The following is a 16,149-nucleotide window of genomic DNA, read 5'->3' as shown; positions in this document are numbered from 1 at the left end:
GGCCTGAATTTAAAACTAAAATAGCTTTTTTTAGTAAAAAAGCGGTTTAAGTGTTGTTGTATGTTACATTTATGGGTATAATTATTTCAAAGGCATTTCATTTTAATAGCATATGTAACACTTCTCTGTGCCAATAATAGTGCATAGGATAATTTTAGATAGCACTAAAGGAGGAACTTTGAGTGGCAAAAAAACGAAAAGATAAGCGGGAATTTGAAGAACCGGCTGATTACGATATGAGTTCAGAAGGGCAAGATGAATTTAATAACGAACCGCCAATGTTATCCCGTTCTGATAGCAGACGAGGTAAAAAGAAAACGATTTTTAGATATCCACTATTGAATTTATTAATTGTATTTTTTCTACTTATACCAATCGTAATCGTGATTGTATTTGTTACTGTTCAAAATATGGGATCAAATGAAGTAAAAACCGAAACAGAATCAACTGTTAATGTATCTAACAATACCGAAGCAAAAGAAGAAAAAGCAAAAGCGAAAAAAGCTGCGGAAGAAAAAGCGGCAGCCGAAAAAGCCGCGGAAGAAAAGAAAGCTGCAGAAGAAAAAGCTGCTGAAGCAAAAAAAGCTGAAGAAGCAGAGGCTGCTAAAAAGGCAGAAGAGGCAAAAAAAGCACAAGAAGCACAAGAAGCTGCCGATCAAAAAGCAGCTGAGGAAAAAGCTGCAGAAGAAAAAGCTGCTGCAGAAGCTGCTAAGAAAAAAGCAGATGAAGAAGCAAAACAAAAAGCTGCCAGTGAATCACACACCGTTCAAGCAGGAGAAACACTATATGGTATCGCTCGTTCTGCATATGGTAGTGCAGGAGCTGCCGCGGGTGTAGATAAAATCAAACAAGCTAATGGACTTGGAAGTAATGATGTTCCAGTTGGGACAGTTCTAACAATTCCACAATAATAAGACAACACTGAATGGGTCTGGGAAACGCTTCCGAGACTCATTTGTTTGTCTAAGTGGAAAAATGTAGGGGGAATAAATAATGGCAAGAGTTGCACTAATTACTACAGGTGGTACAATTGCGAGTAAGAAAACGGAATCGGGCAAACTAGCATCTGGAGAATTATCTGGAGAAGAACTAGCCGCATTATGTAAATTGCCTACAGAAATTCAAATAGATATTTACTCTACTTTTCAATTACCATCCATGCATATCTCGCTTTCAGATTTAATTAGTTTAAAACAGCTAATCGAATCTATTTTTATGGACGAAACATATGATGGAATTGTCGTTACTCATGGGACAGACTCATTAGAAGAAACTGCATATTTTCTTGACCTTGCTGTAACGGATACGAGACCAGTTGTTGTTACTGGTTCGCAAAGAGCGCCAGAAGAGCCGGGTACGGACGCTTATATTAATATTCGCCATGCCATTTATACAGCATGTGAAGCGAATTTGCGGCAAGCTGGGACAGTCGTTGTTTTTAATGAACGGATTTTTGCTGCAAGATATGTTAAGAAAGTGCATGCATCAAATATTCAAGGTTTTAGCGCATTTGGTTTTGGATATTTAGGAATTATTGATAATGATCAAGTTTTCTTATATCAAAAACCTTTAGAACATGAATGTTTTGATATTCGTTTAGATCTTCCCGAAGTCGTTGTAATTAAGTGTTACATGGGAGCAGATGATTTGTTTGTGGATGCAGCAATAGATAGTGGGGTAGCAGGTATTGTTTTAGAAGGAGTTGGACGTGGACAAGTAGCTCCAAAAATGATGCCAGCAATTATTCGGGCGCTAGACAAAGGGATTCCAGTTGTCATTACAACAAGTGCTGAAGAAGGAAATGTATACACTACTTATGATTATGAAGGAAGCACATTTGATTTATATAATCGTGGTGTCATTCTTGGTAAAGATTACGATAGCAAAAAAGCTCGTATGAAGTTAATGGTACTTTTAGCATCTCAAGAAGAGATAAATCAAACTAATTTCAGATAAAGGGAGTTATATTTTATGACAAAGAAAATTTGTATTGCAATTGACGGACCAGCAGCAGCAGGGAAAAGTACAGTAGCAAAAATAGTCGCAAAAAAATTACGTTTTGTCTATATTGATACGGGAGCTATGTATCGTGCTGTTACTTATATGGCGTATAAAAACAAAATGGATTATAAAAACGAAAAAGCTATTGCAGAACTACTAGCGAAAACCGTTATTAGGTTCGAACCTGGAGAAGTACAGCAAGTATTTATAAATGAAGAAAACGTAACAGAAGTGATTCGTTCTTTAGAAGTGACTAATCATGTATCTATCGTTGCAGCTCACCCTGCTGTTCGAGAAGCTTTGCAGGAAAGGCAACAAGGATTTGCAAAAGAAGGCGGCATTGTAATGGACGGACGTGATATTGGAACTGCGGTACTTCCAAATGCAGAACTAAAAATCTTCCTATTAGCAAGTGTAGAAGAAAGAGCTGAACGCCGCTTTAAAGAAAATGCAGCAAAAGGCTTTGCAGGAGATTTAAATCAACTAAAAAAAGAAATAGAAGAACGCGATCATTTAGATTATACAAGAGAACATTCGCCACTAAAAAAAGCAGAAGATGCAGTGGAAGTGGATACAACTTCCATGTCTATTGATGACGTAGCTAACAAAATCCTCTTTTTAGCAGAACAAAAAATCAATGATTAAATAAAAACTGCTACATTTTCCTAACAAAATGGAAATGTAGCAGTTTTTTAATTTAACCGTGAAAGTCTAAACAAAATAAGCGTTTGTAAGCTATTATGGTGAATTTCGCATTTGAAAAGAGCTTGACAAATGTCTGGATTTGTAGGATGTTATAAGAGAGATTTTTTACTTTGTGAAAAGTATCTTGCAAGGATTTTCTAGCTGGAAAATCAGTTTGACTAAAGGTGTATTTGCTATTTTTCTTTTTTTAATCGGAAAATTTACCTATCTGGGAAACTAGTCAAGCAGATGGAGTGAGCAAAATAGGTTGCTTTTAAACTAGGAAGTTCTAAAAATTCGACTAACGAATGGAGGGCTACTCATGTCTGAAGATTTATTTGATGTGGAAGTTAGAAATTTTGAAGAAGGAGACAAAGTCACTGGCACGGTTACGAGTGTGGAAGATAAACAAGTTTATGTCGGGATTCCTGATAGTAAACTTGATGGTGTCGTTCCAATAAGTGAACTTTCCAATATACATGTGGAGACGGCTTCTGACGTTGTAAGCGTAGGCGACACACTAGATTTAATTGTTACAAAAGTAGAAGATGACGTTCTAGTATTATCCAAAAGAAAAGTGGATGCAGAAAAAGCATCTGATGATATTAAAGCGAAATTTGAGTCTGGTGAAGTATTTGAAGCAGTAGTAAGCGACGTTGTAAAAGGTGGCTTAGTAGTGGACTTAGGTGTTCGTGCATTTGTTCCAGCTTCATTAGTAGAAGACCATTTTGTAGAAGACTTTGCAGATTATAAAGGAACCACTTTAACTTTCAAAGTGGTAGAATTCGAACCAGAAAATAACCGCGTGATTTTAAGTCACCGTGCTGTTGTCGAAAATGAAAAAGCAAGCCAAAAACAAGCTTTATTACATGAAATCAAAGAAGGCGATGTAATCGAGGGAACTGTTCAACGATTGGCTAACTTTGGTGCATTTGTTGATATTGGCGGTGTAGATGGTTTAGTTCATATTTCGCAAATTTCTTATCAACATATTGCAACCCCACAAGAAGTGTTAGAAGAAGGGCAAAAAGTTACTGTGAAAGTAATTGGTATTGATCCTGAAAATGAGCGTATCTCACTTTCTATTAAAGCCAATCTACCGGGACCTTGGGATGGTATTGCTGAAAAAGCACCAGTTGGTTCTGTTCTAGAAGGTAAAGTGGTTCGTTTAGTCACTTTTGGTGCGTTTGTGGAAATTTTCCCAGGAGTAGAAGGTTTGGTTCATATTTCGCAAATCTCTCATCAACATATTGGGACTCCACAAGAAGTACTTTCTGAAGGGCAAACTATCGAAGTAAAAGTACTAGAAGTAAACGAAGCAGATAAGCGTTTATCTCTAAGCATTAAAGACTTACAAGATGCACCTGTAGAAGAAGCTGATTATGAACTTCCAGAAGAAAGTACTGGATTCCAAATGAGCGATTTAATTGGTGATAAATTAAAAGGTCTAAAAAACGACGATAAATAATCAAAGCTAACAGAGCCTAGGGAGAATGTTCCCATAGGCTCTTTTTCTTTTTGAAATGGAACTTTTCATTGCCAGTATGGTGTTTTACTGATAAACTAAAGAAAGTTTGATAAATAGGATTCGAGAAAAAAGAAGGTGAAATAATGGCAAAACCAGTTGTAGCGATTGTCGGACGTCCAAACGTCGGCAAATCGACTATTTTTAACAGAATCGTTGGTGAACGTGTTTCCATTGTGGAAGATGTTCCCGGTGTGACACGTGACCGCATATATAACTCTGCGGAATGGCTCGGCAAAGAATTTAACATTATTGATACAGGTGGAATTGATCTTTCCGATGAACCATTTTTAGAACAAATTCGCGCACAAGCAGAAATTGCAATTGATGAAGCAGACGTAATTATTTTTATTACTAATGGTCGTGAAGGTGTAACTGATGCGGACGAACAAGTAGCAAAAATTCTTTACCGGTCTAATAAACCAATTGTTTTAGCGATTAATAAAGTAGATAATCCAGAAATGCGTGACCAAATCTATGACTTTTATTCTCTTGGATTTGGAGAACCGTATCCAATTTCCGGTTCTCATGGACTTGGGCTTGGCGATATGCTAGATGCTGTTCGCGCTCATTTTCCAAAAGAAGAAGAGGAAGAATATCCTGATGATACAGTGAAATTTAGCTTGATTGGTCGACCAAATGTTGGTAAATCATCTATCCTAAATGCACTTCTTGGGGAGGATCGTGTTATTGTTTCGGATATTGCAGGAACAACACGCGATGCAATTGATACTACTTACACATTTGATGGGCAAGATTATGTGATGATTGATACAGCCGGAATGAGAAAACGCGGGAAAGTGTATGAAAGCACAGAAAAATATAGTGTTTTACGTGCAATGAGAGCAATTGAACGTTCTGATGTTGTTCTTGTCGTTATCAACGCGGAAGAAGGTATTCGTGAGCAAGATAAGCGAATTGCTGGATATGCACATGATGCTGGACGTGCAATCATTATCGTCGTAAATAAATGGGATGCAATTAATAAGGATGAAAAAACAATTAATGTGTGGACAGAAGATATTCGCGAGCAGTTCCAATTCTTAAGCTATGCACCAATTGTCTTTGTATCTGCTAAAACAAAACAACGCTTAAATAACTTATTCCCACTTATCAACCAAGTAAGTGATAATCATTCGTTACGTGTACAATCAAGTATGCTAAATGATGTTATTAGCGATGCGGTTGCTATGAACCCGTCACCAATGGATAAAGGGAAACGACTTAAGATTTTCTATACAACACAAGTGGCTGTGAAACCACCAACCTTTGTTGTATTTGTTAATGACCCAGAATTAATGCATTTCTCTTATGAACGATTCTTAGAAAATCGAATAAGAGACGCATTTCCATTTGATGGTACGCCAATACGAGTAATTGCTCGTAAGCGTAAGTAAAGTTTTCGGGAGGAAAAATAAATGACACCTAAAAAAGTAGCTATTCTCGGCGCTGGAAGCTGGGGAACTGGCCTTGCGCTTGTCCTTGCTGATAATCATCATCAACCTGTTATTTGGGGAAACTTAGATAAAATTGTGAATGAAATTAATGAATCGCACACGAATAGTCACTATTTACCAGATATTATTTTACCAACAGAAGTTAAAGCGACTTTATCACTAGATGAAGCAATAGACGGTGCTGAAATAGTCGTTATCGCTATTCCAACAAATGCAATGCGTGTGGTTTGTAAGCAGCTAAACGAAGCGCTTAAAGAACCAACTATTTTAGTACATGTAAGTAAAGGTATTGAACCAGATACTAATTTACGGATGTCTGAAGTAATTGAAGAAGAAGTAGATGCAGCTAAACGAAAAGCACTAGTTGTTCTTTCGGGGCCAAGTCATGCAGAAGAAGTTGCGCTACGTCATCCAACAACGCTTTGTGCAAGTTGTAAAGATTTAACAGCAGCAGAAATTGTACAGGATCGTTTTATTAATAATAATTTACGAATTTATACAAATGATGATGTTATCGGTGCAGAAATTGGTGGCGCACTTAAAAACATTATCGCACTGGGCGCTGGGATCTCTGATGGGCTTGGCTACGGCGATAATGCGAAGGCAGCCCTAATGACAAGAGGGATGGCAGAAATCACTCGTCTCGGCGTTGCTGTGGGCTCTAATCCCCAAACCTTTTATGGCTTAACTGGAATTGGTGATTTAATCGTTACTTGTACGAGTGTGCATTCACGTAACTGGCGTGCTGGTAATATGCTTGGTAAAGGTGAGAACTTAGAGGAAGTATTAGAAAAAATGGGTATGGTCGTTGAAGGTGTTCGAACCGCCAAAGCAGTACATGGCTGGGCTGAAAAACTAGAGATTGATATGCCGATTACAGAATCCATTTATGCGATATTATTTGAAAATAAAGATGCGCGTGAAGCAGTAGATTTATTAATGGGTCGCAAAAAGAAAATCGAAAAAGAATCATTTTAAACGAGAGAGCTAAAATAGGCATTTGCTTATTTTAGTTCTTTTTTTATTAGTTGTGCTAAAATGAACAAGAAGAATGAATTAGTACAAAAATAGGGGTGGAAATATGGAAATTAATCGTGGGAATAATTCTATTACACTGAATTGGAAGCAAGAAGAAATAAGCAAAGACACATTGATTTTTGTTAGCGATAGTCCTATCTTAAACGATGATGCAAAGCCTGTTTTGAAAGTAACAGATAGTATAAACCACTATACATATACAACAAAAAATGTGCCAGTTTATTTCTTTTTACAGCAACCAAATGGGCGGAAAAAAGTAATTTCAGAGCGAATTTTACCGACTGAAAGTGTTTTTAACTTTCGTGATATGGGTGGCTATCAATCCAAAAATGGTAAACATGTTCGCTGGGGACAGCTATATCGCTCTGCCAATTTAGTAAATATTAATAAGTCGGATATAGACTTAATTCAAAAATTACATATTAAATGGATTTGTGATTTACGAAGCAGTTCGGAAGTAGCAGCACAGCCAACTCCTGAAATTGCCGGTGTGCTAAACAAACATATTCCAATTGGAACTGCCAAAAACGAACAGACGAAAATACCGGAATTGGCAGATAAAACTATCTATGAACCTTTAATGGGAGAGAGTTATCGTGTTTTTGTTCAGTCAGTTGATGGTTTTAAAGAGATTTTTAATGAAATTTTAAATGACGCCAAAGCTGGTTTGCCGTTTGTCTTTCATTGTACAGCAGGAAAGGACCGTACAGGCGTTTTAGGGGCATTATTATTAACATTACTAGATGTGCCTGAAAAAACAATTTTCGCAGACTATGCTATCACTAATCGCTATCAAGATGCTATTTTAGAAGAAATGGGAGGTATAGTGTCGCTATTTTCTAATTCTACAGAAAAAATTGATTTAGAAACGTTTCGACCTATGGCAGAAGCTCGTCCAGCATACTTAGAAATTGCTTTTGATGAAATGAAAAAGCAGTTTGGTTCTGTGGAAAATTATTTAGAGATTGGAATTGGAATTACCGCAGAAGAAAAGGCAAAGCTTCAACAAATATTATTAGAGTGAAAACTAGGCGTAGAAACCCATAGTTGTCAGGTAATAGCAACTAATTTACGCATAATTTTATGAAAAAAGAACTATTTTAGTATTTTATAGTGGTATCGCTTGCTATTCTGTGATTTCCCAGTTAGTATAATGGATAACAGGTTGATACTATCACGTTTTCAAGCTATGAGAGAAAAGATAACTAGCTGGAAATGTTAAGAAACAGTGTCAGTTTGGCATTATCCCTTGCAGTTACTGGGATTATGTGATAATCTTTTATCAGAATTACTGTTAAGGCTTGTATTTAAGCCATTTCAGTCATTATTCTCCTGAAATTCCAAAATCACATTTTGTTTTTGGAAAAAAAAGAGAAATACAGGCATCCATATGGACCTGCTTATTTTGTAGAATTCTGTGAAGGAGGTGAAAAACACAATGGCAAATAAAACTGATTTAGTAAACAGTGTTGCTGAATTAGCTGATCTTTCTAAAAAAGACGCAGCGAAAGCAGTTGAAGCTGTATTCGAAACTATTCAAACTTCTTTATCTAAAGGTGAAAAAGTTCAATTAATCGGATTTGGTAACTTTGAAGTACGTGAACGTGCTGCCCGTAAAGGCCGTAACCCTCGTACTAAAGAAGAAATCGACATCCCTGCAAGTAAAGTACCAGCGTTCAAACCTGGTAAAGCGCTTAAAGAAGCTGTTAAATAAGTTACATAGACTTTTTAAGCATAACTCTAGTCTGGCCTTAATTTTATAATTAAGCTAGGCTAGTTTTTTTTATGCGTTTTTCTGCTTGTAAAATAGGGAATATAGTTAACAAAACGAATAAAACCCCGATGAAAATCACAAATTTAAGCAAATTAAATTTACCTTGAAGTTCGGCTGTGTTAAGATATACAAGGTATATAAATGCTAAAAAGATAGGGGAATTAAGGATGGAGCAAATAGACAAACAAAAGATTGCAGATGCAGTGAAAGTTATTTTAGAAGCAGTGGGAGAGAATCCTGAACGTGAAGGCTTAAAAGATACACCAATGCGAGTTGCGCGGATGTATGAAGAAGTTTTTGCTGGACTAAAAAAAGATCCATCTGTTCATTTTAATACTATTTTTGAAGAGCAACATGAAGAATTAGTACTTGTAAAAGATATTCGTTTTTCCTCTATGTGTGAGCATCATCTTGTTCCTTTTTTTGGCGTAGCTCATGTAGCTTATTTACCGCAAAAAGGGCGAGTTGCTGGATTAAGTAAGTTAGCTCGTGTTGTAGATGATGTTAGTAAACGTCCGCAACTTCAAGAGCGTATTACAACCACTGTAGCAGAAATTATGATGGACAAATTAAAACCACTAGGAGTCATGGTAATTATGGAAGCAGAACATATGTGTATGACAATTCGTGGTGTAAATAAACCAGGAACAAAAACGATAACAAGCGCAGTACGAGGTGCTTTTAGAAATGACGATAAGCTTAGAAGTGAAGTTTTGGCTTTAATTAAGCATAATTAAGCATCCTTTATGGTATAATTTATTTTACTAATAAGGAGATTTAAAGGGGATTTTTAGATGACTTATCAGGCAAAGAAGGCTGGGCTAAAGGAAGTGGAACAATTGGTGCATGAACAGGCAGTCTATCAGTATTTACAAGAGAATAATGAAGGCGGACAAATGGATAAAGATCAAATGCTTTTTCTTCATGAAGCAATTTCCGGCTCCGATTTGACTGATGTTTCTGCATATCGGGTAGTTAGTGCAACGCTTTACATGATTTTAGCACATGATACCCATGAAAAAATTGATGAACCAGATGATGTAGTTCAGATGACGCGTAAAGAGCAAGAGTTAACGGTTCTTGCCGGTGATTTTTATAGCGCGCTTTACTACCGAACACTTGCTGAACTTGAAATGATTCCTTTGCTACGCGCATTGCAAAGTGGAGTGCAAGAAACCAATACAGCTAAAACGAATATTTATCAATTGCATGTTGCGACAGATGAAGAATACCTTACTCAACTAGCTTTAACAAACGCAGCTATTTTTTCTAAATTTGCGAAATACTTTATGAAAGAGCAAACGTTTATTTCACTCGGTTGTCAGTTTTTCTTACTTAAAAGATTACAAATGGAACTTAATTTATATAAAGAAACTGGAGTATCTAGACTTAAACGGGCATTTGAACATGGTTATTTTGCCAAAAAAGCAGTTAGTAATTTTGAAAGCTGGTTAGAGGAAATTATTAATGATGTGAAACAAGAAGTGGAAAGCTTGAAAGAACGCGCTGAACCACTTTCGAATATATTAGAAAAACGAATTGTCGAGGTTTTAAACGACTGATAAATAAAAGGAGATTCGGGATATGACGGAAACGAAAGAAGAAAAAGTACATAAAGTATTTGAGAAAATTTCTCCAAGTTATGACCGAATGAATAGTGTCATTAGTTTTAAACTTCATGTGAAATGGCGCAAAGAAACAATGAAACTAATGCGCGTTCAAAAAGGAACAAATGTCTTGGATGTTTGTTGTGGGACAGCAGACTGGTCGATTATGATGGCAGAGGAAATCGGTTCAGAAGGTCATGTTACTGGCCTTGATTTTAGTGAGAGTATGCTCGCTGTTGGACGTGAAAAAGTGCAAGAAGCAGATTTGCATAATGTCGAACTAATTCATGGAAATGCGATGAGTTTACCATTTCCAGATAATAGTTTTGATTATGTAACTATCGGATTTGGGCTACGAAATGTACCAGATTATATGCAGGTTCTCCGTGAGATGTACCGAGTTTTAAAACCTGGCGGACAGCTGGCGTGTATTGATACATCACAGCCGAATATCCCAGGCTGGAAACAAGTATTTAATGCATATTTTCGCTATGTAATGCCTGTTTTTGGAAAGTTTTTTGCGAAAAGTTATAAAGAATATAGCTGGTTACAAGAGTCAACACGAGAATTTCCAGGAATGGCAAAGCTTGCAGAAATGTTTCAAGAAGCTGGATTTTCTTATGTAAGGTATATTTCACATAGTGGCGGGGCAAGTGCAACTCACTTTGGATTTAAAAAGAAGGAACAATAAGGTGGCAAGCATGAAACTTAACTTTTTATACACAAATATGCAAAAAGACATTGATATAGTGGAAAAGGAACTAAAAAAAGCTCTTTCTGGTGCAGCTGCTGAAACGACTTCTGATGCAGCACTACATTTGTTAGAAGCAGGAGGCAAACGGATTAGACCGATGTTTGTCTGCCTATCTGCACGACTTGCGACAAATGCAGATTTTGAATTGGTTAGAGATGCCAGTGTAGCGATTGAATTGATTCATATGGCTTCGATTGTTCATGATGATGTCGTGGATGATGCGGACTTAAGACGTGGACGTGAAACAATTAAATCTAAGTGGGGAAACCATATCGCAATGTATACTGGTGATTTTCTTTTTGCTAAATCATTAGAATATATGACGGAAATTAAAGATGTGGCTGCTCATAAAATGTTATCACATGTTACTGTAGAGCTATCCACTGGTGAGATTGAACAACTAAAAGATAAATATAATTTTGATCAAAGTGTGCGAAATTATTTACGGCGTATTAAACGGAAGACAGCGCTTTTGATAGCAGCTAGTTGCGGTCTTGGCGGTATCGTTTCAGGACAATCCAAAACCGACTACCAAAAACTATATCAGTTTGGTTACTATGTTGGAATGGCGTTTCAAATTACGGATGATGTACTTGATTTTGTTGGCACAGAAAAAGAACTTGGTAAACCAGCTGGAGAAGATTTGAGACAAGGAAATGTGACGTTACCTGTATTTTTTGCAATGGAAGATCCTTTTCTTAAAAAACGAATTAGCCAAGTAACCGAGGAAACACCAGCAGAAGAAATTGCCGCTTTAGTAGAAGAAGTAAAAAAATCAGGAGCAAAAAAAGCAGAAGATGTCGCTACAGCTTACTTAAAAAAAGCTGTTGCAACACTGGATTCTTTACCACAAGTTCCTGAGTTAAAACCACTGAAGCAAATCGTTCGTGTTTTAGATAAAAGAAATTATTAACGTGAGGGAGGATTCTATAATGGAACAAACTTATGTAATGGTTAAACCGGATGGTGTGGAACGAGGACTTATTGGAGAAATTGTAGCAAAGATAGAAAAAAAAGGAATAAAATTAGTAGCTGCAAAATTAATTCAAATCGACCGAAATTTAGCAGAACAGCATTATGCTGAACATATTGGAAAGCCTTTTTTTGAAGATTTAATTGGATTTATCACTTCTGGACCAGTATTTGCGATGGTTTTAGAAGGAGATGATGTCATTAAAATAGCGCGACGAATGATGGGGAAAACCAATCCATCAGAAGCAGACCCTGGAACGATTCGCGCGGATTATGCGATACATACGAATAGAAATGTAATTCACGGTTCTGATAGCCCAGAAAGTGCAAAACGAGAAATTCAGCTGTTTTTTGCACCAAATGAAATTTTAAGCTATGAAAAGGCAGTAGATACTTGGATTTAAAACTAACAAGAGTTTAGGGAAACCTAGGCTCTTATTTTATAGAGAAATTACCATTTGGCGCGTTTTTTTGATATGATAATAGAATGAGATTAAAGTATTGTGTTCTTGCTAGGCATATGTTAAGATATTACACATATACTTTAAAGCGCTAAAATATTAACGCTAGAATACCTAGCTTAAATAGAAAAAGGAGAGTTGTTGAAATGAGATACTTAACGGCAGGAGAATCACATGGACCAGGGCTTACAACTATTATTGAAGGATTGCCAGCAGGGGTGCCCCTACTTGCAGAAGATATAAATAAAGAACTAAAAAGACGGCAAGGTGGTCATGGCCGTGGAGCTCGTATGCGTATTGAAAAAGACCAAGTACAAATTACAGCGGGTATTCGTCATGGTAAAACCCTAGGCGCTCCTGTAGCAATGTTTGTTGAAAATAAAGACTGGAAACATTGGGAAACAGTTATGAGCATTGAACCAGTTCCAGAAAAAAATGAAAAATCTCGTCGTGTATCTCGTCCTCGTCCTGGACATGCGGATTTAGTTGGTGGCATGAAATATGGTCATAATGATATGCGTAATGTGTTGGAACGTTCTAGTGCACGAGAAACAACTGTCCGCGTTGCAGCAGGAGCAGTTGCTAAAAAACTATTACATGAACTTGGAATTGAAGTTGCAGGTCATGTTCTTGAAATTGGTGGAACTAGAGCGAATTTGACTCGTGACTATTCCGTTACAGAAATTCAAGACACTTCAGAGGCGTCACCCGTTCGTTGTTTAGACGAGGAAGCAGCAGCAGAAATGATGCAAAAAATTGATGATGCAAAGAAAAATGGCGATACCATTGGCGGAATTGTCGAAGTAGTTGTTGGCGGCGTACCTGCTGGCCTTGGTAGCTATGTACAATGGGATAAAAAATTAGATGCGAAAATTGCCCGTGCGATTGTAAGTATAAATGCTTTTAAAGGCGCTGAATTCGGTGTTGGTTTTGAAGCTGCGAGAAAACCAGGAAGCGAAGTAATGGATGAAATTTTATGGAGTAAAGAAGAGGGTTATACAAGACGGACAAATAATCTGGGAGGTTTTGAAGGCGGAATGACAAATGGTATGCCAATCGTTGTTCGCGGCGTAATGAAGCCAATTCCAACTTTATATAAACCGCTTCAAAGTGTGGATATTGATTCAAAAGAAACCTTTAATGCAAGTGTGGAGCGTTCGGATAGTTGTGCAGTACCTGCAGCAAGCGTAGTAGCCGAGGCTGTTGTTGCTTGGGAAGTAGCAGTGGCTGTGTTAGAAAAATTTGATGGTGACCGTTTTGATACACTTAAAAAACATGTGGAGGAACATCGAAACTTAACGAAGGAGTTTTAATCATGCCAGAAATTACAGTCCGTGCTAAAAGTAAAACATACCCAGTATATATTAATGAATCTGCCTTACTTGATGTGCAAGAAAAATGGTCACAAAGTCTAGTGAAGTATTCTCACGTGTTTGTCTTAACAGATGAACACGTGTCAAAACTTCATAAAGCGAAACTTGACAAAGTGCTTGCTGATTTGCCGGAAGTGACGTATTATGTGACGCCAAATGGGGAAGAAGCGAAAACATTTGCTGTTTATGAAGACGTCATGACAAAAATGATTGAAACTGGCCTTGATCGTAAGGCGGTTTTAATTGCTTTTGGAGGGGGAGTAATTGGTGATTTAGGTGGTTTTGTTGCTGCTACATATATGAGAGGCATTCCATTTTACCAAGTTCCTACAACGGTTCTTGCTCATGATAGTGCGGTTGGTGGCAAGGTTGCGATTAATCATCCATTGGGCAAAAATATGATTGGCAACTTTTACCAACCAGAAGCGGTTATTTATGATACGCAGTTTTTTGCTACTTTACCTGAACGAGAAATGCGCTCTGGTTTTGCTGAAATGATAAAACATGCCCTTATTAGCGACCATACATTACTTCGCGCATTAATGGATACTTTTACAGAACCAAAAGACTTTTATACGAAAGATTTAACGCCATTTTTACAGCGCGGAATTGAAATTAAAGCGAATATTGTTGCTCAAGATGAAACGGAGCAAGGAGTACGCGCTTATTTAAATTTTGGCCACACGTTTGGTCATGCCTTAGAAGCTTATGGTAACTTTGGCAAATGGCTTCACGGTGAGGCGATTACTTATGGGATGATTTATGCATTAACGATGAGTGAGACAGTTTACGGACTGGATTTTGATTTAGCAGAATTTAAAAGCTGGTTAGCAAATTTGGGTTATGATACTGTTTTTGATATAACAGTCCCTTTTAGTAAAATATTGGAAAATATGCGTCATGATAAGAAAACTACTTTTAATGAAATAAGCATGGTTTTACTAGCAGAAATTGGAAAACCAGTTATTTATAAAGCAGAAGATGAGTTGATTTTGAAAACATACAAAAACGTGATGCGAAATGGAGGGGATAAATTTTGAGAGCGATTCGTGGTGCAACAACAATAGAAAACAATACGCCGGAAGAAATTTATACAGCAACAAAACAATTATTTGCAGAAGTTTTAACTCAAAATGGAATAGTGGATAGTGAGCAACTTACTTCGGTTATTATTACAGTAACTGAAGATATTTTTGCGGCTTTTCCAGCGAAGGCAGTACGTGAAACACCTGGTTTTGAATTTGTTCCAGTCATGGGGATGCAAGAAATTCCAGTGCCGGGTTCGCTTCCAATGTGTATTCGCTTTATGGTATTTACGGAATTACATAAGCCACTTGAAGCAATTAATCATGTGTATTTACGTGGAGCAAAAGTATTGCGCCCAGATTTAGTGAAAGAGGAGGATGCGTAATGAAATGGAAAAAATCACTTACAGGTCTATCTTCTTATAAACCTGGGAAACGTGAAGAAGAAGTGATGGCAGAACTTGGTTTAACAAAAATCACCAAACTATCATCCAATGAAAATCCACTAGGTACTTCGCCAAAAGTGGCAGCTTTGCAAGCAAATTCCAATGTGGAAACAGAAATTTATCCAGATGGTTGGGCTGCTAACTTACGAAAAGAAGTAGCTGATTTTTATCAATTAGAAGAAGAGGAATTAATTTTTACAGCTGGGGTAGATGAATTAATTGAATTGTTAACGCGGGTTTTGCTTGATAATACAACTAATACAGTTATGGCAGCACCAACCTTTGTGCAGTATCGCCAAAATGCTTTCATTGAAGGAGCCGAAGTCAGGGAAATTCCCCTTCTTGCGGATGGCGCACATAATTTAGAAGGTATGCTAGCTGCAATTGATGAAAAAACAACCATTGTCTGGGTTTGTAATCCCAATAATCCCACAGGCAATTACATTGAATTAGCGGATTTACAAGCATTTTTAGCTAAAGTACCTAGCGATGTGCTGGTTGTTTTGGATGAAGCATATATAGAATACGTAACTCCTCAACCTGAAAAACATGAACAATGGATTCGTACTTATAAAAATTTAATCATTACTCGAACTTTTAGTAAAATTTATGGTTTGGCTAGCGCACGTGTTGGTTATGGTATTGCAGATAAAGAAATCATCAACCAACTGAATATTGTCCGCCCACCATTTAATACAACAAGTATGGGGCAAAAATTAGCAATCGAAGCAATAAAAGATCAAGCTTTTATTGAAGCATGCCGAATTTCTAATGCAAAAGGAATTAAACAATACGAAGCCTTTGCTAAACGTTTTGAAAAGGTAAAATTATATCCAGCAAATGGGAATTTTGTTTTAATAGACTTAGGAATTGATGCAGGAACTATTTTTAGCTATTTAGAAAAAAATGGCTATATTACACGTTCTGGTGCAGCGCTTGGTTTCAAAGAAGCTGTTCGAATTACGATTGGAACAGAAGAAGAAAATAGTGCAGTTATTGCCCTTTTAGAAAAATTATTGTAAGTATTTGGAG

Annotated in this window: 17 protein-coding genes; all 17 read left to right on the top strand. The window is 37.0% G+C overall.

Annotation, left to right across the window (positions count from 1 at the left end):
- Positions 1-182: 182 nt before the first annotated feature.
- Positions 183-911, top strand: coding sequence for a LysM peptidoglycan-binding domain-containing protein (locus tag HCJ45_RS08515; RefSeq protein WP_187124518.1), 729 nt, complete (start codon positions 183-185; stop codon positions 909-911).
- A gap of 82 nt (positions 912-993) precedes the next feature.
- Complete coding sequence (locus HCJ45_RS08510) at positions 994-1,956, top strand: asparaginase (protein WP_187124517.1); 963 nt, start codon at positions 994-996, stop codon at positions 1,954-1,956.
- Between the two features lie 15 nt (positions 1,957-1,971).
- Entirely contained in the window at positions 1,972-2,646 is a 675-nt protein-coding gene (gene cmk / locus HCJ45_RS08505; protein WP_187124516.1) for a (d)CMP kinase, read from the top strand.
- A 361-nt stretch (positions 2,647-3,007) separates the two neighbouring features.
- A complete protein-coding gene (rpsA, locus tag HCJ45_RS08500) occupies positions 3,008-4,153 on the top strand; it encodes a 30S ribosomal protein S1 (RefSeq protein WP_185345294.1) in 1,146 nt (381 codons plus the stop codon).
- Positions 4,154-4,296: 143 nt separating this feature from the next.
- A complete protein-coding gene (gene der / locus HCJ45_RS08495; protein ID WP_185345293.1) occupies positions 4,297-5,607 on the top strand; it encodes a ribosome biogenesis GTPase Der in 1,311 nt (436 codons plus the stop codon).
- A gap of 21 nt (positions 5,608-5,628) precedes the next feature.
- On the top strand, positions 5,629-6,645 hold the full coding sequence (locus tag HCJ45_RS08490; protein WP_187124515.1) for an NAD(P)H-dependent glycerol-3-phosphate dehydrogenase: 1,017 nt from the start codon (positions 5,629-5,631) through the stop codon (positions 6,643-6,645).
- A gap of 103 nt (positions 6,646-6,748) precedes the next feature.
- Positions 6,749-7,729, top strand: a complete 981-nt coding sequence (locus HCJ45_RS08485) for a tyrosine-protein phosphatase (RefSeq protein WP_187124514.1) — start codon at positions 6,749-6,751, stop codon at positions 7,727-7,729.
- Positions 7,730-8,143: 414 nt separating this feature from the next.
- Positions 8,144-8,419, top strand: coding sequence for an HU family DNA-binding protein (locus HCJ45_RS08480; RefSeq protein WP_003720260.1), 276 nt, complete (start codon positions 8,144-8,146; stop codon positions 8,417-8,419).
- 227 nt (positions 8,420-8,646) lie between these two features.
- Positions 8,647-9,216, top strand: a complete 570-nt coding sequence (gene folE, locus HCJ45_RS08475; protein WP_185345287.1) for a GTP cyclohydrolase I FolE — start codon at positions 8,647-8,649, stop codon at positions 9,214-9,216.
- Positions 9,217-9,273: 57 nt separating this feature from the next.
- Positions 9,274-10,041: a heptaprenyl diphosphate synthase component 1 gene (locus HCJ45_RS08470; protein ID WP_185345285.1), complete on the top strand. Its 768-nt coding sequence runs from the start codon at positions 9,274-9,276 to the stop codon at positions 10,039-10,041.
- A 22-nt stretch (positions 10,042-10,063) separates the two neighbouring features.
- Positions 10,064-10,777, top strand: coding sequence for a demethylmenaquinone methyltransferase (gene menG, locus HCJ45_RS08465; RefSeq protein ID WP_187124513.1), 714 nt, complete (start codon positions 10,064-10,066; stop codon positions 10,775-10,777).
- Between the two features lie 10 nt (positions 10,778-10,787).
- Complete coding sequence (hepT, locus tag HCJ45_RS08460) at positions 10,788-11,753, top strand: heptaprenyl diphosphate synthase component II (protein ID WP_185345281.1); 966 nt, start codon at positions 10,788-10,790, stop codon at positions 11,751-11,753.
- 19 nt (positions 11,754-11,772) lie between these two features.
- On the top strand, positions 11,773-12,216 hold the full coding sequence (ndk, locus tag HCJ45_RS08455) for a nucleoside-diphosphate kinase (RefSeq protein ID WP_185345279.1): 444 nt from the start codon (positions 11,773-11,775) through the stop codon (positions 12,214-12,216).
- A 203-nt stretch (positions 12,217-12,419) separates the two neighbouring features.
- Complete coding sequence (gene aroC / locus HCJ45_RS08450; RefSeq protein ID WP_187124512.1) at positions 12,420-13,586, top strand: chorismate synthase; 1,167 nt, start codon at positions 12,420-12,422, stop codon at positions 13,584-13,586.
- Between the two features lie 2 nt (positions 13,587-13,588).
- Positions 13,589-14,686 carry a 3-dehydroquinate synthase gene (gene aroB, locus HCJ45_RS08445; RefSeq protein ID WP_187124511.1) on the top strand — a complete coding sequence of 366 codons (1,098 nt, stop codon included), beginning with the start codon at positions 13,589-13,591 and terminating at the stop codon, positions 14,684-14,686.
- Positions 14,683-15,057, top strand: a complete 375-nt coding sequence (gene aroH / locus HCJ45_RS08440) for a chorismate mutase (RefSeq protein WP_187124510.1) — start codon at positions 14,683-14,685, stop codon at positions 15,055-15,057. Before aroB ends, aroH begins: the two co-directional genes overlap by 4 nt.
- Positions 15,057-16,139: a histidinol-phosphate transaminase gene (gene hisC, locus HCJ45_RS08435; protein ID WP_185397884.1), complete on the top strand. Its 1,083-nt coding sequence runs from the start codon at positions 15,057-15,059 to the stop codon at positions 16,137-16,139. Before aroH ends, hisC begins: the two co-directional genes overlap by 1 nt.
- The last annotated feature ends 10 nt before the right edge of the window (positions 16,140-16,149 follow it).

This window comes from Listeria immobilis (assembly GCF_014322845.1).
GTDB classification, from domain to species: Bacteria; Bacillota; Bacilli; order Lactobacillales; family Listeriaceae; genus Listeria; species Listeria immobilis.
This window is presented reverse-complemented; position numbering and strand designations above follow the sequence as displayed.